16 protein-coding genes are annotated in these 18,636 nt (G+C 52.3%); 4 read left to right on the plus strand and 12 right to left on the minus strand.

Annotated elements, in window-relative coordinates:
* Window positions 1-107 precede the first annotated feature (107 nt).
* The 6 genes from VMT71_07070 to VMT71_07095 form a co-directional block, all read right to left on the minus strand.
* A complete protein-coding gene (locus VMT71_07070) occupies window positions 108-1,349 on the minus strand; it encodes a lactate racemase domain-containing protein (GenBank protein ID HVN23715.1) in 1,242 nt (413 codons plus the stop codon).
* A gap of 17 nt (window positions 1,350-1,366) precedes the next feature.
* Entirely contained in the window at window positions 1,367-2,581 is a 1,215-nt protein-coding gene (locus tag VMT71_07075) for an ABC transporter substrate-binding protein (GenBank protein HVN23716.1), read from the minus strand.
* Window positions 2,582-2,701: 120 nt separating this feature from the next.
* Complete coding sequence (gene dnaJ / locus VMT71_07080) at window positions 2,702-3,799, minus strand: molecular chaperone DnaJ (protein HVN23717.1); 1,098 nt, start codon at window positions 3,797-3,799, stop codon at window positions 2,702-2,704.
* A gap of 12 nt (window positions 3,800-3,811) precedes the next feature.
* Window positions 3,812-4,399 (minus strand): nucleotide exchange factor GrpE, encoded by a 588-nt coding sequence (gene grpE / locus VMT71_07085; protein HVN23718.1) that lies wholly within the window; start codon window positions 4,397-4,399, stop codon window positions 3,812-3,814.
* A gap of 8 nt (window positions 4,400-4,407) precedes the next feature.
* On the minus strand, window positions 4,408-5,454 hold the full coding sequence (gene hrcA / locus VMT71_07090; protein HVN23719.1) for a heat-inducible transcriptional repressor HrcA: 1,047 nt from the start codon (window positions 5,452-5,454) through the stop codon (window positions 4,408-4,410).
* Between the two features lie 148 nt (window positions 5,455-5,602).
* Complete coding sequence (locus tag VMT71_07095) at window positions 5,603-6,799, minus strand: DNA recombination protein RmuC (protein HVN23720.1); 1,197 nt, start codon at window positions 6,797-6,799, stop codon at window positions 5,603-5,605.
* Window positions 6,800-6,993: 194 nt separating this feature from the next.
* Between VMT71_07095 and VMT71_07100 the strand changes: the two genes are divergently transcribed.
* The gene (locus VMT71_07100; GenBank protein HVN23721.1) at window positions 6,994-7,197 is read left to right on the plus strand and encodes a cation transporter; all 204 of its coding nucleotides are present in this window, start codon (window positions 6,994-6,996) and stop codon (window positions 7,195-7,197) included.
* A gap of 68 nt (window positions 7,198-7,265) precedes the next feature.
* Window positions 7,266-7,970: a molybdopterin-dependent oxidoreductase gene (locus VMT71_07105; protein HVN23722.1), complete on the plus strand. Its 705-nt coding sequence runs from the start codon at window positions 7,266-7,268 to the stop codon at window positions 7,968-7,970.
* An 18-nt stretch (window positions 7,971-7,988) separates the two neighbouring features.
* Here VMT71_07105 and VMT71_07110 read toward each other — a convergent pair whose 3' ends face one another.
* From VMT71_07110 to fusA, 6 genes are all read right to left on the minus strand, one after another.
* Entirely contained in the window at window positions 7,989-9,518 is a 1,530-nt protein-coding gene (locus VMT71_07110) for a DHA2 family efflux MFS transporter permease subunit (GenBank protein HVN23723.1), read from the minus strand.
* A gap of 322 nt (window positions 9,519-9,840) precedes the next feature.
* Window positions 9,841-10,929: an HlyD family secretion protein gene (locus VMT71_07115; protein HVN23724.1), complete on the minus strand. Its 1,089-nt coding sequence runs from the start codon at window positions 10,927-10,929 to the stop codon at window positions 9,841-9,843.
* Window positions 10,926-12,332 (minus strand): TolC family protein, encoded by a 1,407-nt coding sequence (locus VMT71_07120; protein ID HVN23725.1) that lies wholly within the window; start codon window positions 12,330-12,332, stop codon window positions 10,926-10,928. The genes VMT71_07115 and VMT71_07120 overlap by 4 nt, the downstream gene beginning before the upstream one ends.
* Before the next feature lie 81 nt (window positions 12,333-12,413).
* Window positions 12,414-13,196 carry a type III pantothenate kinase gene (locus tag VMT71_07125; protein ID HVN23726.1) on the minus strand — a complete coding sequence of 261 codons (783 nt, stop codon included), beginning with the start codon at window positions 13,194-13,196 and terminating at the stop codon, window positions 12,414-12,416.
* Between the two features lie 2 nt (window positions 13,197-13,198).
* Window positions 13,199-14,161, minus strand: coding sequence for a biotin--[acetyl-CoA-carboxylase] ligase (locus VMT71_07130; protein HVN23727.1), 963 nt, complete (start codon window positions 14,159-14,161; stop codon window positions 13,199-13,201).
* Window positions 14,154-16,289, minus strand: a complete 2,136-nt coding sequence (gene fusA / locus VMT71_07135; protein HVN23728.1) for an elongation factor G — start codon at window positions 16,287-16,289, stop codon at window positions 14,154-14,156. Before fusA ends, VMT71_07130 begins: the two co-directional genes overlap by 8 nt.
* 138 nt (window positions 16,290-16,427) lie before the next feature.
* Between fusA and VMT71_07140 the strand changes: the two genes are divergently transcribed.
* Entirely contained in the window at window positions 16,428-17,279 is an 852-nt protein-coding gene (locus VMT71_07140) for a MoxR family ATPase (GenBank protein HVN23729.1), read from the plus strand.
* Between the two features lie 10 nt (window positions 17,280-17,289).
* Window positions 17,290-18,507, plus strand: a complete 1,218-nt coding sequence (locus VMT71_07145) for a VWA domain-containing protein (protein ID HVN23730.1) — start codon at window positions 17,290-17,292, stop codon at window positions 18,505-18,507.
* Window positions 18,508-18,636: the final 129 nt, after the last annotated feature.

Below are 18,636 nucleotides of genomic sequence, written 5' to 3' on the forward strand. Positions count from 1 at the left end.
AGATACAGCTGCGTATTCACCAGGTGCCGCTCATCGTGGAATCCGCTTTGCAGCAGCCTGTACCGGCTTTTCACTGCTCGCTGCTGACTGCTTACTGTCTGCTGTTCCTAACCCATTACCTCGCACGTGCTTGGCGACTGCCTGAAAACCTGAAGGGTGCCGTCCGGGATGACATGAACATCGGGAGTTTTCTTCTTGTATTCCTCGTCCAGGATACGCACAACTTCTGCGGCGTCCCGGCACCAGAACACGTCCTCTTTCTTGCCGAACCAGTATGTTGACGCCACATCTTTGTGCCGGGAAACCACGAATATCTTTCGCACGTTCTTTTCTTTCATGCGCTCACCGCGCCCGAGTCTGCCCCATAGGTCTCTTCCAAATCGTCCGAGCAGATAGTGAACGACCTGCCCTCTGGAAACATCCGCAAGCAGCACCACGTAACCGCCCTCCTCTTTCAGCAGGGCAGAAGCCTGAGAAAGGCCAATCGTTGCCTCGTTGCCTTTGGCAAACGTGTTGACAAAGAGAATATCCGCTTTCCATGGAACGGCCGCCCCGTAATGAGTGAGTGAACGCTCGGAAAATTTCGAATATGAATCTTCAGCCGTGCCGGCCGAAATGGCCACAGCCTCAGCTTCACTGTTCACCAGTAGGTCTATCTTCGCGTGGAGCCCGGCTGTGCGGCCGAACTCCTTCACTTCCTCAAGGAGAGGGTTATCCCGGTAGCTGAGGGGTCTACACACCGAAAGGTTCTCCTGCAGAAGCTTGCCGTGGTGGTGTATGATCGCATCTATGTGAGCAACCCCGGGCATGATAATCTTGTATCCTCCCCCAAGGCCGCAAAAGCCGTGAGGCACAAAAGAACCGATACCGATTCTCAGGTCGCAGCTCAAGAACTCCTTGTTGACCAGTACAGGGGTCCCAAGGCGCGTCCGGCCCAGATACTCACAGTTCTCGTAAGGGTTGTGATTGTAGACTGCGAATTGTTCCGGCACCTCTTCGCCCAGTTTTCTCCTCAGGGCCGCATTATCAAGAGGTACGTGCGTGCCCAGCGCGCAAAGGAATCTCACCTGCTCATCGCGCACGGCGCATCGGTCGAACAGTTCAATCAGGTAAGGCGTGATACGATAGACGCGGGTGGGCCTCGAAGTGTCGTCGAAGACGATGCAGATTTCCTTCTTGCCCTTCAGCAATCTCTCGAGCGGCGCAAGCGCCTTTCTGTAGCCGTCATCGTCGAGGAGCCTCTCGCGATCTCCTTCCATGCGAAGTACGTCCACATTCCAACGCTCAGGGAGGTCAAGTTCGAATGCGTCATCCTTTCCCCACAGATCATGTTTCAGCGATATTCTCATGCTGCGTCCAATAGCAATTACTTGCGCAGCTTCATCATCTCTTCGCAGCTCGGCAGATAATCTTTACCAGCAATCGTTACCATATCAGATCCTATGAGGAAATCATATCCGGGCACCTTCTTGGTAACGCCGTAATACATGGGCAAGATCACCTGGTGGTCGCACGCGCGCATCTGCAGCTTGCCAATCGGACTGTCTATCGTTAGGCCCTCCAACGCGTCGATAAACTTCTCTTTGTCCACCCTGCCGGCTTTCTGGTAAGCTCCCGCGATGAACATACCTGCAGTGTACCCGTAGAGTGCGGTAGAGCCCGGATACCGTTTGTAAAGTTTCCTGAAAGCTTCGACAAATGACTTGTTTTCAGGGCTTGCAGGGTAATAGAAGTGATAGCAGGAGCTTCCCATGATGCCTTCCGGGGCGTCGAGACCCAGAGGAGCGAGGGCGAGCTGGTCAGTCGCATAGTGCTGGTAAATGGGAATCTTTCCTTCAAGTCCGAGCGCCTTGACCGATTTCATGAAGTTGACGATGCCGCCTCCGCCCGAAGCACTGATGATACAGTCAGGTGCTGCCTGCATGACTGCGGTGAGATAAGGCGTCAAGTCTGTTTCCCCCACCTTCCTCCACGACTCGCCGAGAAGCTGGACGTTTGGCTTAAGAACTTTCAGATTGCTCCAGATGGCCTCGGCGCATGCATGGCCGAACTCGTAATCCTCACCCATGATCCAGTATTTAACGTAAGGCTTCCGGGAGAGTGCCAGGGCAGTGGCTTTTCCGACCATCATGGTGTTTTCGTTGAGGTTGAAGACATAACGATGCCCCTGCTCACCGACTATCTTATCGCTCTTTGCATCGGTGACGAGGAAGGGGATCTTCTCCTTCTTTGCAAAATCGGACATGGCCAGAGCAGCGCCGCTGTTAGTCGAGCCCATGAGCAAGTCAACATTTTCCCTCATTACCAGCTCCTTTGTCATGGTAAGCGCAATGTCCGGTTTGAACTTGTCATCCCGCGTCACGAATTCTATTTTTCTCTTCAGCACCCCACCCTTTGCATTCACCTCATTGATAGCCATTTTGAAACCGTCCAGGACATCCATCGTGTAGGCAGTGGCTGGTCCCGAGTAGGTGTCGACTACCCCTACTTTGATGACAGCGGAAGCTGCATCAGCACAGGGCACATACCCTGCGGCCAGGCAAAACAGTATCATTAGGGAGAGCAGTACATTCTTCTTCATGCGACGCCTCCTGATTTTAATTAGTAGATTTGTAACCGTAAACGTGCGCGATGTCAAACAAAAACCGTGGCGTGGGCTCGCGGAGAAAACCGTCCTACCCGGCTCGTCTCCCCCCAAGGACTACTGGCGGTCGAAAAATTCCTTGAAGCGGTCCTTTATGCCCTTCGCCTGTGTAACAGGACTGTCCCCATTCAGCTCCTTTGACAGCTCTTCAAGCAGGGTTTTCTGTTTGTCGGTAAGCTTCGTCGGCACCTTGCCATACACGTATACAATTTCGTCACCTCTGCCGTAGCCGTTGGCTTTAGGTGCCCCAAGCCCCTTGAGCCTGAAGCTCTTCCCCGGTTGGGTGCCGGGACCCAGCTTGATGACCGTCTCGCCTTCTACCGTGGGGACTCGAATCTCGCCACCCAGGCAGAGGAGCGGGAAATGTACTTCCGTATGCAAAACAACGTCGTCGCCTTCTCTTTCAAATACAGGATGTTCTTTGACCCTGAGGACAATGTAGAGGTCACCGGGGACCGCATCATGTAACCCCTGAGCACCCTCTCCTCTCATCTTCAGCCTTACTCCGGTGTCAACACCCGCAGGAATGTTCACTTTGATATTTTTCGAATTTCTGACGTAACCGCGCCCTTTGCATGCCTTGCACGGATCCTTGATGATATGTCCCTCACCATTACAATATTCACAGGTCTTGTTGATCGTGAAGAACCCCTGGCTGTACCGTACCTGGCCCCGACCGCTACAGTGTTTGCAGACTACGGGTTGAAACCCGGGCTCTACCCTCGATCCCTTGCACTGCGGGCAGCGCTCATCCTTCGGTATCTCGATCTCCTTTTCTGTTCCAAAAATTGCTTCCTCAAACTCGATGTCCAGGTTGTAGCGGAGATCTTCGCCTTTTCTCTGCCGCCTGCGCTGGGTGCCGCCGAAGAAATCACCAAGCAGGTCGCCAAAGATATCGTTGAAATTGCCGCCGAACCCGAAGTCAAAACCCGCTCCCGGTTCGGCCGTTCCAAAGCGGTCATAGGCCGAACGTTTTTCCGAATCGCCCAATACCGCGTAAGCTTCGTTTATTTCCTTGAATTTTTCTTCCGCGGTTTTGTCGTCGGGATTCCGATCAGGGTGGTGGGTCAGGGCAAGCTTGCGATAGGCTTTCTTGAGCTCTTCATCGGTGGCAGTCCTTGGTACACCGAGTATGTCGTAGTAATCCTTCCTCATGGCTGTGACGTCTTATTCTTCCCCGGGTTGTTTAGCTACAGTGACCATTGAAGGCCTCAGCAGCCGCCCGTCCATGATATAGCCCTTCTGAAGCTCTGTAACGACCGTTCCTGGAGCCTTGTCTTCGCATGCTTCCTGAGCAATGGCTTCATGGACGTTCGGATCAAACTCCTTTTCAAGCGCTTCCACCCTCGTCACTTTAAACTTCTCCAGCACTTTGAGGAAGCTGTTCAGGGTCAGTTCGACCCCTTCAACGATGGCCTTTGAATCATCGGTCTTGCCCCCGTGTTCTATAGCCCTCTCAAGATTATCGATAACAGGCAACAGTTCTTTAACGAGTCTTTCATTGCCGTACTTAACTGCCTCATCCTTTTCCTTGGCTTTCAGTTTCTTGAAGTTTTCAAAATCAGCCTGCTGGTAAAGAAGCCGCTCCCTGAGTTCCCCGAGCTCTTTCTCTTTATTCTCCAGGCTCTGCTTGAGTTCCTCTATGATCTCTTCCTTCTTTTTCTTCTTCTTGTGTTCCTCGTGTGCCTCAGAAGCTTTTTGCTCTGAAGGCAGGGTTTCGCTTTCTGGCGTTTTGCCGTTGCCGTCATTCTGCATGCTTGTCCTCACATTGTACTCAGAAGCTGTGTCACCATCTTCGCGGTCTCGTTGACAATGGGGATGATCCTGGAGTAATCCATTCTAACCGGACCCATCACACCGAGTATTCCTCGGTTTCTTGAACCGATGCGGTAGACAGACGTAATGATGCTCACGTCACGCATCTCCTGGACGCCTGTTTCTGTACCTATCATCACGTGTATCTCCTCATCCTCCAGGCTCCGGTCGAGAAGGCCGAGTAGTTTTTCCTTCTTTTCAAAGGCCTGGAACAATTCCCTCAACCGCTTGATGTCTGAAAACTCCGGGACTCCAATAATCGTCGACGTACCCTCGATGTAAACATCCCTGTGGTCCTCGTCTTCGACGATCGTGTCAAGGACATCCAGCACTTTTCGCATCAATGTGCTGAATGCCTCTTTATCGCGTCTTATGTCCTCGTAGATCTCTTTCTTGAGCGCATAGAAGGGCATGCCCTCACACCGCTCATTCATGTACTGTTTCATGCCCTGCAGGAGCTGCGGGCTGAGGTTTTCCTCGGTTATCACAAGCCTGGAATGGACTATACCTGCCGACGTCACAAAAAGAACCAGGACCTTTTGGCCGGAAAGCTTCACGAATTCGATCTCTTTGAAAAACATCGTGTCCGCTTTTGGTTCAACCACTATCCCGGCATATTGCCCGAGGTTGGCGAGGACGCGGGAAGCGTCTTCCATGACCTGTTCAGTATACGGGTACTGGTGCTTAAAAAGAGCATCCATCACGCGCAATTCGTTCTGGCCCAGACCTCGATACACCAAGAGACTGTTTACGTAGTACCGGAAAGCCTTACCGGTCGGGATTCTTCCTGCCACGACATGGGGCTTGAACAGGAACCCCTGCTCTTCAAGGTCAGACATGACATTCCTGATAGTAGCTGAACTCCACCGGTGTCCCAGAAGCTTTGAGAGCGTCCTTGAACCCACGGGCTCAGCCGACGTGATATACGACGTTACGATCAATTCCAGAATCTTGACTTCTCGCTCGTTCAATGCTTCCATAGCGCTACCAGACATCGGTCTATTCCCGGCCGTGCCTCAGACCGGGGTACTCTGACACCTGTAATAAACTAATGATATCCGCCAGGTTTGTCAAGCCGGTTTTGCCCCATTTTACAGGGCTTTACGGGGCATTGGCTCGGCCCGGCGTCCTTAGCCGACAGAATCACTCGTCGGGGGCGTACGAGGCGGGCAGTCCCCTTTGGTTCCTGAGTTCTTCTATCTTGTTCAGCGGCTTCTCAAGTTGTCGCCTGCGCGTTGTTGTGAGGGCCTCGTACTCCTTCTGGGTATCCTCAATGCGCTTCCCAAGAACTTCAAATTTCTTCTGAAACTCATCCCATTGCTTCTTGAAGCTTCCCAGGAGAGAGAGTATCTCGTTCGAGGTCTGCTCCAACGCGAAGGCATCCACCGCCTGACGGATTATTGCCAGCACGGCAAAGAGAGTTAGCGGCGAAACGAAGAGCACCTTGCTTCGCAAGCTCTCGTCGACGATCATACTGTCGTGTTCGTAGATAAATGCATATATCTGTTCGTTGGGTATAAAAAGCAGGGCATAATCAATTGTATTCTGTTCGGGGTTTATATACTCCCGCGTAGTGACCTCTTTTATTTTGGCCCTCACATCTTTCAGAAAGTCGCTTCGAAATCTTGACTTTTCCATATCGGAAGCAGCCTCAAGAAATCTCATATAGTTATCAAGGGGGAACTTGACGTCCATGTTCAACCGCAGATCCTTGGGGAGAAGAAAGGTAAAATCGGGTCGCGACCCTATGCCCTCTATGGCTTTCTGCTTCACGTAATTGACGCTTTCGATAAATCCTGCCAACCGCAGTATGTCTTCTGCCATACGCTCGCCCCATTGTCCCCTCGCTTTTGTGCTTGCAAGAGCCTCCCTGAGCATGGCCGTGGTCTGGGCAAGCGTTGCGGTTTGTTCGCCGGCAAGTTTCAGATGCTTGCTCAGCTCTCCGAATTTCTCAACCCTGTCTTTCTCCAGAGAAGACATGAGAACCGAAACCGATTCCAGCTGGTTTGTCATTCTTTGCAGTTGCTGATCTATAAGGCCTTTCTTGGCATCCAGTTCCTTTACACCCAGTTCACGCTCAGATTCCAGTCGCTGGTGGGCAAGCTTCAGAAATTCTTCGGTGGACTTGGCAAGCGCGTCCAGAGAGAGACAGCCAAAAGCGGCTTTCACGTTTTCCACTATCGCGTCGACATGGGCTTTTCGCTCACTCTCGCTCTCCCGAAAAAGCTCCCCGGCCAATTCGCGCGCAGTTCTGTTCTGTACGATCCGCAGCAGAAAAGCAGAGCCCAATCCGAGAACAAAACCTGCTACGAGAGCAACAACAACCGCCACCCAGTTCATAGATACATCCCTCTTTGCTATTCTACCTTTTTTGGCTGCCCCGTGTAAACGCGACGTTCCCTTGCATATACTCAGCAGCGTCACTATATTTGGGTATAATGCCCGTGGCCGGCGAGCAGCGTTCAGCATAGACGTTACGCTGAACGCTGATGACTGCTCACTGATCATCGGCTCCTTTTTTTCAGGGAGGAATTATGGCGGAAGCAATGATCAAGATTGAAGGCATGACCTGCCAGCACTGTGTGATGCGCGTGAAAAAGGCCTTTGAAACTCTTCCCGGCATATTATCGCTCGACGTCCAAATCGGTCGAGCCAGCCTCAGCTACGATGATTCGGTGGTCAAGCGGGAGGATCTCGAAGCAGCCGTTACGGCAGCCGGGTATCGCGTAGCAGCGTGAACACCGGTTCATAGGTCGGGTAGCCGGGAGAAGTGCCTGCCGGGTCAGGCAGCATAGGGTTAACATTGGTGCGACAAATAGGCAGAAGGTTGTTTCTCAGGATTGCGGCTTGGAGCGCTCTCGCCGCGTCCGCGCCCTCGTGGGTGTGGGCGGTCTTTGTCGAAAAACTTCAAGTCAGGACTGTCGAGAAAGATACGTTCCGATTCAATCCCGTAACCGGTTCAATCCACTGGACGGATAAAAAGCGTGAAGAGCCTTACTACTTGCTGGTTGATGGACTTGTCCAGCAACCGCTTCGTCTCTCCTATGGAGAACTCAAAGCCTTGCCCCGAACAGAGCAGTCATCTGATTTTCATTGCGTCGAGGGCTGGTCGGTCAAGGCGCTGCGCTGGGGCGGTTTCCGTTTCAGTGAAATCATGAAAAAGGTCGCACTACGTCCCCCGGCAAAGTATGTGGTTTTTCATTCACTTGGAAAAACAGAGTCCCCTGCCGGCACGCTCGATCACTATGTCGAGTCGTTTTCAATCGAAGAATTGCTCGATCCGAAGAAGGAATGCCTGCTCGCGTTGTCGCTGGACGGCAAGCCTCTGCCGCACGAGCATGGCGCGCCTCTGCGCGTGGTCTCGCCCTACGACCTTGGTTACAAGGGAAGTAAATTTGTGGCAAGGATCGAATTCACCACTAAGAGAGAGGCCGGTTGGTGGACGCTCGCAAATCCAGTTTACCCTTCCGAAGCCCCGGTGCCGAAAAGCAGGCTGACAAAGAAGAATTGAGACTGCAACACGTCTCCGTCAATGCATGGCCCCGACGTCCGTATGCGCCCCCCTCCTCAGAAAGTAGACCAACGGGATCAAGCAGACACCCATAATACCGAGCAGGTAGAAGGTGTCATTAAATGAGAGCATGGTAGCCTCCCTGATGAGGTTCTTGTACGTCATCCCCAGGATACCCTTATCCGCGAGCATTGTTCCGATGCCATGACTGCCAAAAATTGCCCGCCCTTTCTGGAGCATGAACTGATACGGTTGATCAAAGGGCGTGAGGTGTTCTACCAGACGTAGCTGGTGGAACTGCGCCCGCCGCGCCAGCAGGGTCGTCACGAACGCTACGCCAAAGCTTCCTCCGAGGTTCCGAAGAAGGTTAAATATGGCGGTTGCATTGGCCATATCCTCTTTTCGAACGGTGGAGAGTGTAAGATTGGTAAGAGGAATGAAGATGAACCCCATACCGAAACCGAGAATGATGCGGGGCCACATTATAGACTCAAAACTCGCCAGCAGGTTAAATCCGGACATCAGATAAACCGACAGCGCCAGCATGAGCACGCCGAACAGAAGGATGGCCTTGGGATTGACTTTAGTTATGAGCGGCCCGGCGATCAACAAAGCGATGACCGTCGCAAAACCGCCGGGTCCGAGAACAACGCCTGCCAGTGTAGCCGTGTAGCCCATGAGCGTCTGAAGATACAGGGGCAACAGCACGATACTAGAAAACATGATGAAAAATGCGAAGAACATGATGGTGTTGCCAGCCGAAAACGAGGCGTTCCTGAAAATCTTTAAGCTCACCACCGGCGCCTCTGCCCTGAGTTCTGCGAGGACAAAAAGAACGAGTGATACCACCGAGGTGACCGAAAGCCAGACGATGAGATTCGAGGCAAACCAGTCTTCCCGCTCTCCTTTATCGAGCACTACTTGAAGGCAGCCCAGGCCGAGCACGATAAAGAGAAGGCCCAGATAGTCCATCTTCATTCTGATCCGCATCATGTAAGGCGGGTCTTTTATGACGAGGAAGGTCAATAGCAGAGACAGTACACCTATGGGGACATTGATAAAAAAGATCCAGTGCCATGACCAGTTGTCCGTTATCCAGCCGCCCATCAAGGGACCGACGATCGGCCCGAACATAATGCCGAGGCCGAAGAACGCCATGGCGATGCCGTGCTGCCGGGGCGGAAAAGTCTCGAGAAGAATTGACTGCGAAATAGGCTGGAGCGCACCGCCGCCGAGTCCCTGGAAGATACGGAACACGATGAGACTTTCCAGGTTCCATGCAAGGCCGCAGAGAAGAGAACTCGCAGTGAACAGTGCTATAGAGAAAAGAAGATAGACCTTCCTTCCAAAGACACGGCTGAGCCACCCTGTTATAGGAATTATGATTGCGTTGGAGACGAGATACGTCGTGATCGTCCACGTTGATTCGTCAATGCCCGCAGAGAGACTTCCTCTGATGTGATCGAGGGCAACATTCACTACCGACATGTCCACGATCTCAATCAACGTGGGGATCATGACGACAATAGCGACGATCCACTTATTCATCTGAGAAGGGCGGCTTTGTCAAAAGTCCATCTGCGTCGTTGACTGCACCGCGCGTCGCTCCGACGTACCGCAAGGTACGCCTCCGCTCCTCGCGACTTGAGCGCCTGGCAGCTGGAGCTTTTTACTTTGCCGCCGCAAAGACCTCCTTATCCTGGGATAAGTGCGACTAGGAACCTTTTTGCACGTGGCTCATAGCTGAAGGACTTAAAGCTGAATCCTGATAGCTTTGCTGGGTGACTTCCAACTCGTCAGTTCGCATTTGTCACCGCTCACTGCTCACTGTCACGTTATGTTGTTCACCCGTCACCACTGACTGCCCGCTTTATTCTACGACTATGGTTGGCACGACCGACATGCCGACGCGCAATACGTGGTCACGGTTTGATTCTTTGTCCAATAGTATCTTGACCGGTATCCGCTGCACCACTTTCACGTAATTGCCTGTAGCGTTCTCGGGCGGAAAGAGTGAAAAAACGGTCCCCGTTCCTGCCATAACGCTGTCCACAACCCCCTTAAACTTTCTGTCGGAATACATGTCGGCCTTTATGCTGACCTGTTGGCCACGCCTGACATTTTTAAGCTGAGTCTCCTTGTAGTTTGCCACCACCCAGATATCATCCAGTGGAACCACGGCAAGAAGAGGCATTCCTACACTTACCTGGTTGCCGGTTTCGACCGATTTCTTCGTCACGTAGCCATCCACAGGCGCCAGGATCCTGGTATAGCTTCTGTTCAGGTCCGCCTGCGCAAGCATGGCTTCCTTGTTCTTGATCTGCGCCCTCTGGGTGGTAACCCCATTTTCAGCCTGCTTTACAACGGCTGTCTGAGTAGCAATGGCTGCTTCGGCTTGCTTGAGGCGCGCCCGCGCTGCTTCCAGTTGTGCTTCGGTTACTTTGAACCCTGTTGCCACCCGTTCATACCTCTCTTTGGAAACAGCGTCCTTCTTGTACAAGCCCTCATAACGAACAAGGTCTGTCCTTGACTGGGCGAGGTTTGCTTCTTCAGCGGCCAGATTGGCTCTTGCCGCTTTCAGCTGAGCCTCCAACTCAACCATTTGTTGCCCGGCTGCTTTTGCCTTGCTCTCCTGCTCGTTTAATTTCATCCTCTCTGCCTCGAGCGAGGTAGATGCTTCATTAACGCGGACGTCATAATCTATGGGATCGAGCTCCAGAAGCGTTTCGCCGGTTTTGACAAACTGATTGTCCTGCACGTTGACTTTTTTTACCGTGCCCACCACTTTTGAGGCTATACTGTGGATCCTGCCCTCTACAAAGGCATCATCCGTGCTGATATGCGTAGCCTTATACTTCACATAGAGCAAAATGGAGACAATACCTGCCACCATTATGAGACCGACAACAACGAACAGCTTTGTGCGGTGATTCCGGAAATTTTCCGATTGCTCTTTCATTGATAAGCTTCCCTCAACTCTCTGCCGATGGCGTAAAGATAGCCGGCCTCCGACCGGTAGTAATCATACAGGGATTTGTAGTAGTTGGTTTCCGCCAGACTCTGCAGGGCAATGGCATCCGTAACATCCAACGCCAGCCCGACGCCTTCCGCGTATCTCGCCTTATTGATCCTGAGATTCTCCTCCGATTGTGCAATCGCACTCTTTGTTACAACGATCCGCTCCTTTGCGTTGGCACAATCGAGATAGTACTTCTCCAGTTCAAGCCTGATATCCTCCAGAAGCTTTTTCTTCTGAACTGCGAGGGTCATCTTGCGGGATCTGATCTTATCCAGTTCAGCCTTGGTGGCGCCTCCACTGAAAATATTGATGTTCATGAGAAGATTCACGGACCAGATGCCTTCGTACACCTGGTACCTATTCTCCGTGTAGTTATAGCCGCCCTGAGCCAGAAATCTCGGGTAGTATTCCGATTTGCGTGCTGTCTCCTCAAAGCCCAACCCCTTCATCGTGGTATCAACCATCTGGACCTCGGGTCGCTCTTTTTCAGCCTTATCGGCCGCAGCCTCAAGAGAAATCATTTCTCGGTCCGCGGCAGCCGGTTCCATCAGTTCTACGGGCATGGAAATGGAGCGTGCCAGCATCGTGTTTATTCTGGCTCCATTGATCCTTCTTAAGTTTTGGGCCGTGAGCAACTTCTGCTTAGCGTCGGAGAGTTTCACCTCCGCCTGCAGAAGATCATTCTTGGTTATGACACCTGAGCTGTGCAGGTCGCGGGCAACCTGCAGATGGGCTTCCAGACTCTCCTTCTCCTTTTCCGCCACCGCAATCAACTTCTCCGACTCCAGAGCGTCAAAATAGAGAAAGGCAAAATCGAGCGCGACAAGGTTTCGCGTCCTCTTTGTATCCAGCCTCTTTGCGTCCAGGAGAGCCACACTTGCCTTATACTGGGAAGCCGTTCCCATGAAGTCAAAGAGAATCTGCTGCACTGCAGCGCTGTACGCATAATAATTTTCCTGGCTGATCGGGGCATGGACGTTATTCAGTTTCACTGACGGCGTATTATTCAGATAGCTCTGGCCGGCCGAAGCATAGACATTGGGAAGGAGCCTTGCCCGCGCCACCAGCGTATCGGCTTCCGTAGTCTTCTCTTCCTGCTCCCGTATCTTTACCAGCCTGCTTTCGGCCGTGACCATTTTCAGCCCTTCCGGGAGGTAGAGCGGCTCTGCATACACGCGGCAGCACAAGATTACAAGCACTAAAGCATGCATCAACGAAAGGAGCGCGCAGCGAGACATCGTCCTTTTCGCCTCCTTCATCATCATACGCCCAACGGGATTATTCGACTTTAACGAACCTAAGCCTACCACGTATGCTGCCCCTTTCAAAGCGAATACGTTCATTGGTCTTGTTTCTCGAGTGCTTACAATTCACGTAAAGCACTCACCGATCAATTGAGATATTTGGTTTCTGGAATTAGAGGCTTACTTGAACTTGTGCTGGTCCTTGTTTTTCTCATAAAGGATTTTGAGACCTTTAAGTGTGAGGAGCTCATCCACTTCATCAATGGTCTCTGACTCTTTATAGATAAGGTTAGCCAGCCCACCCGTTCCGATCACGTAAGGATCAGTCTTCACTTTATCCTTCATGCGTCTTACTATGCCGTCTACAAGGCTGACGTAGCCATATATGATGCCTGCCTGCATTGCCGTGATGGTGTTCTTGCCGATTATCTCCTTCGGTTTTACAAGCTCGACACGCGGCAGTTTTGACGCCCTCTCAAACAGCGCTTCCAGAGATATCATCATGCCAGGCGCGATGACGCCACCCTGGTATTCACCCTTGGCAGTTACATAGTCAAAGGTGGTTGCCGTTCCGAAATCTACAATGATAAGCGGTTTCTTGTGCCGTTCGTAACCGGCCACGGCGTTGACAATCCGGTCGGCCCCAACCTCCTGCGGATTATCGTAAAGAATGGGCATGCCCGTTTTTATGCCCGGTTCAACCACCAGGGGCTCTATACCCATATATTTCTTGCAGACCAGATGAAACGGAATCAAGAGCGGCGGCACCACGCAGGATATGATGGCACTATGAAAATCCTGGAGCCGCATCTTCTCAAAATAGATGAGGCTGTTCAGCAGGATGGCGTATTCGTCAATGGTCTTCTGTATCGCCGTGCTCAAGCGCCAGTGGTTGACCAGTGTGTCATCCCTGTAAACGCCGAAGACGATATTCGTATTACCTATATCGATGACCAGAAGCATGGTTAAAAAGAGACGTCCCCTGCAATTATTCTTTGCACCTTTCCTCGGTCGTCGAGAAGTAGAGCGCCGTCCTCACCTACCCCATGAGCAATTCCCCTAAAAACCTCTCCCTGCTGCGTGACCTCGAGATACTTCCCCTTGATCTTCGCTTTTTCCTCCCACATTCTCGCGAGCATCACCGGGCCTTTGCTCTTCAGAAGGTCGTAATACGACTCTATGTTGCCCAATAGCATGCCACAAACGCGGGCTCTTTCATAGACAATTTTCGTCTCCAGGTGCAGGGATGTTGCCTTTGATCGTATATCGTCTTGCATCTCTGCTCTTTCCAAGTTCACATTGAGACCGACACCCACAACCACGAACCGGACAAGGTCGGCTTCCGTCGAAAGTTCAAGGAGTGTTCCGCAGATCTTCTTGCCGTTCACGAGCACATCGTTCGGCCATTTCAAACTTGGTTCAAGACCAAGCTCAACCAGCGTGTTATGAACTGCAAGAGACGACAAGAAAGAAACAGGGTAGACAAGAGAAGGGTGGAGTCGCGGCCGCAGAATCACCGACAGATAGAGGTTTTTACCGAAGGGCGAGAACCACGTTCTCTGCAGGCGGCCTTTGCCCGCTTTCTGCTCCTCGGCAATGACACAGGTTCCCTCGCCGGCGCCACCGAGAGCAAGCCGAAAGGCTAAGGCATTGGTGGAATCGGTAGACTCTTTATACTCGATGTTCCGACCGATGCAGCGCGTGCGGAGGTAACGCTCCACTTCCCACGGATAAAGCCGATCGGGTGCGCTCTTGAGACTGTAACCCATGCCTTTGAGCGTATTAATGGCATAACCCATCTGCCGGAGCTGCTTTACATATTTCCAGACAGCTGTCCTCGTGAGACCCAACCGGGATGATATGTAGTCCCCGGAGACATACTCGTCCCCCTCCGTCAGGAAACCAAGGATCTCACCAAGCCTATTCACTTTCGACCTTGTCGTAATGAGAGAAGAACATCGTAAAAGAGGCTCTTCCCTGGGAAAGAGAGCGTATATCCGTGGAGTAGCCAAACATTCGGGTGAGAGGGGCATCGGCCTCGACAATCGTGATCTTGTCTTGCGGCTGTACGTTGTTGATCTGACACTTTCGCATGTGCAAGTCGGCTATTATCTCTCCCAGAAACTCGTTCGGTGTGGTCACGGTGAGGGACATGAGCGGTACAAGGAGTATTGGTCCGGCATCGAGGCAGGCTTTTTTGAAGCCATCGTATGCAGCCATTTTCAGTGTGAGGCGGGCAAAGTCAGGATTGTTGAAGGAGGCATTATGCACAGTCACCTGCACGTCTGTCAGCGGAAACCCCCGGATAACCCCCATCTGAGACCCTTCAGTCACTCCCTCTTCTATAGCCGTGATATATGGGAATTCGGGCTCCTTTTTCAGTATATCGGGAATAATCATGATGCCCTTACCCCGCCCGTTAGGCGCAAGCGTCAGGGTCACCGAGCCCCGATACAGCGTGCCGTTGATCACTTTCTCAAACAACTGCTCGACCATAGCTGCACGCTCTATAGATTCCTTGTAGACTACCTGCGGTTTGCCGACCAGGACTTCCACGCCGAACTCTTCTTTTATTCTCCTCATGACCACGTCAAGGTGAAGCTCCCCCATTCCCGAGACCACGGTCTGAAAGGAACTCTCATCTGTCTTGACGACAAACGTGGGATCTTCCTCCGCAACTCTCTGCAAGGCAAGAAGGAGTTTCTCCTGATCAGCATTCTTTTTCGGCTCAACCGCCATGGAGATGACCGGCTGGTAAAGCTCTATCGGCTCCAGCAGGATGGGCTTCGTCTTCGTCAGCGTGTGGCCCGTCGAGGTCTCTTTTAAGCCGACGATACCGACGATGTCACCGGTCCGGGCTTCGTCCATCCTCTCCCTGTGGTTAGCGTGAATCTTGTAAACCCTCGACACTTTTTCTTTTTTCTGGAGGTTCACATTGTAAATGTCGTCGCCTACTTTGAGAGAGCCTGAGTAGATCCGGATGTAGACGAGCTTCCTGCCTTCAGTCACCACGACTTTGAAGGCAAGGGCACAGAGGTCTTCGTCGGGGTCCGCCTCGCGGTATGCCTTTTCGCCGGTAACCGGGTCACGCCCTTCCGTCGGGGGGACATCCAGCGGCGACGGGAGATACCAGACGATTGCATCCAGAAGGGGCTGGATACCTTTATTTCTGAGAGCCGCACCGCAGATCACAGGAACGCACTTCAATTCCACCGTCGCTTTTCTTATCGCGTCACGGATGGTCTGCTCCTCTATATCTTTTCCGTCCAGGTAAAGCTCCATAAAACTGTCATCGAGCAGGGAAAGTTTTTCAAAGAGTTTCTCGCGGTAGCTCCTGACTGTCTCTTTTACCTCCTCGGGCACGGCGATATAGTGGAGCGTTGCACCGAGATCTTCCTCGTCCCACACTATGGCCTTCATTGTGATAAGGTCGACTACCCCGTAGAAGTCATCCTCTCTCCCCAGGGGTATCTGAAGGGGCACCGGGTTAGCCCCGAGTTTTTCAACCATCATGTCCAGCACATGAAAGAAATCTGAACCTATCCTGTCCAGCTTGTTGATAAACGCGAGCCTCGGGACCCTGAACTTGTCCGCCTGGTGCCAGACGGTTTCCGACTGCGGCTCGACACCCTCCACCCCTGAAAACACCGCGACCACGCCATCGAGCACGCGGAGAGATCTTTCCACTTCTATGGTGAAGTCCACGTGCCCCGGGGTATCGATAATCTGGATCTCGTGTTCGTCCCAGTAGCACGTGGTAACGGCAGACGTGATGGTAATGCCCCTTTCCTGCTCCTGCGGAAGGTAGTCCATGGTTGCGGTGCCTTCGTGCACCTCACCAATTTTATAGGTCTTGCCGGTGTAGTAGAGTATTCGCTCGGTGACGGTAGTCTTGCCTGCGTCAATGTGCGCTGCTATGCCTATGTTCCTGAGCTTCTTCAGCCGCTGCATTTCCCGTTTCATTGCCGTAAGAATATGTACAATAAGCGCCGAAAAGTCAACATCGCGGGCAGAGCCGCCTGCCGCGATTCGCTTTCCGGTTTGTATACAGACCACGCAGCAGCCTCACCCGGGCTACGTGCCCGAATTCCGCTGCTTCGATTGACAAAAACGGCCTGAAAACGTATATTATTCACTGAGATTTTCGGTTTATAACGATTTCGCTCAATTTCCCTTTGAATCTGGAGGCGTGTTATGAGCAAAGCAGTGGAAGGATATCATGGGAGCGCTGATTACATAGCGTCAAAGCCTCTCATGGAGATTGTCAACGTGGCTGTTAACCTTGCCAAACCTTTGGTAATCAAGGGCGAGCCAGGCACGGGCAAGACCCTGCTTGCCCACAGTATATCCGAGGCACTCAACAAGAAGCTTCTGATCTGGAATATCAAATCAACAACAAAGGCGCGGGATGGCCTCTATGTATACGACACGGTCCAGCGGCTGAATGATGCGCGCTTCAAGGATAAGGACATATCGGACATCCGGGCGTACATCAAACTCGGCAGGCTCGGACAGGCCTTCTCCTCGGATGAGCAGGTGGTGCTCCTTATCGATGAAATCGACAAGGCGGACATCGAGTTTCCCAATGACCTTCTCAATGAACTCGATGAGATGTCCTTCCACATTACCGAGTTGAACGAAGAGGTAACCGCCAAGCAGCGGCCGATCGTTGTCATCACCAGCAACTCTGAAAAGGAGCTGCCCGACGCGTTCTTGAGACGCTGCATCTTTTACTACATCGAGTTCCCCGACGAAGAGATGATGGAGAGGATAATCAGGGTACACTACCCCGATATCCACGATAAGCTGGTAAGAGAGTGCATCAAGAAGTTTTACTGGATACGCCAGGTGGACGGCTTGAGAAAGAAGCCCTCCACGAGCGAGCTTCTCGACTGGATAAAAGCGCTTTCCATGGGAGGCGTAAACGTGGACAGGATCTCGTCCGAACTTCCTTTCCTCGGAACGCTCCTGAAGACCGAGCAGGACACGGAGAAGGTCGGAAAAGTAGCGAGCGGCGCATCCACCGGGTTCAGAAGGAGATTCTGAAGGGTAGAACATGTTCATAGATTTCTTCTATAAACTTCGCAGAAAGGGTGTTCCCGTTTCTATCACTGAATGGATGTCTTTCACCGAAGCCATCTACAAAGGTTTCATGGGCACCAGCCTCAACCAGCTCTACTATATCGGCCGCGCCTTTCTCGTGAAAAGCGAAGCCTATTACGACCAGTTCGATCTCGCCTTCAATGAGTATTTTGGAGGCATTTCGACAGAGCCTCTTGATCTGGAGAAAGTAACCGAGTGGCTTGAGAACCCGCTCAACAAGCTTCCCAGATTGAGCCCCGAAGAGCTTGAGGAGATGAAAAGGCTGCTGGAGGAAATGAAAGAGAAAATGGGGCTCGAGGAAATGCTGAAGCAGTTCAGGGAAAGACTTAAAGAGCAGCAGGAACGACATGACGGCGGGAGCAAGTGGATCGGGACCGGTGGCCGGTCTCCTTTTGGCGCATACGGCTACTATCCGGGAGGCATCAGGGTCGGTGGAGACGGCTGGATGGGTTCGGCGGTCAAGGTGGCGCAAGAGAGGCGTTTCAAGAACTACCGGCATGACCTCATCCTCGACGTGCGCCAGACAAAGGTTGCCTTGAAGAAACTGAGACAACTGCGGCGGGAAGGGGCCGAGGAAGAACTGGATATCGACGAGACCATCGACAAGACGGCAAAGGAAGGCGGCGAGATAGAGCTTGTTTTTGCAAAGTCCAGAAAGAATGCGATCAGGCTTCTTCTTCTGATGGATACAGGCGGCTCTATGGCACCGTATGCCGATCTTTGTGAAAGGCTTTTTTCGGCTGCCGTGCAGAGTGAACATTTCAAAGACCTCAAATACTTCTTTTTTCACAACTGTATCTACCAGGATCTCTACGAAGATATCTGGAACGCAAAGCCGATCCCCACGGAGAAAGTGCTCGCGACCTATCACAGCGGCTACAAGGTCATACTCGTAGGCGACGCGAGAATGGGGCCCGGGGAGCTCTTCGACAAGTACGGGTGCATCGACTACTACTATTCCAATGAGATAGCAGGAGCGGACTGGCTCAAGCGTATCAAGAATCACTACGAGTACAGTGTCTGGCTCAACCCCACGCCAAAGGAATACTGGCGCCATCCGACTGTTGATGCGATCAGCCGCCTTTTCCCCATGTACGAGCTGACGCTCGATGGCCTCAAAGAGGCGATCAAAGCGCTGACTTCTAAGGTCAAGAGGGCATCCGCCGCGTAGCACCGATTCGCTTTTGAGCGTACACGTTTCATTGCGGCACAAAAAAATCCCGGTCCGGGAACATCTACGCCCCAACCGGGATAGGTAAATTGCGCAACCGAATCAGTCGTGTTCTGTTACATGTGCCGA

The organism is Syntrophorhabdales bacterium (assembly GCA_035541455.1).
In the GTDB taxonomy this organism is placed as follows: domain Bacteria; phylum Desulfobacterota; class Syntrophorhabdia; order Syntrophorhabdales; family WCHB1-27; genus JADGQN01.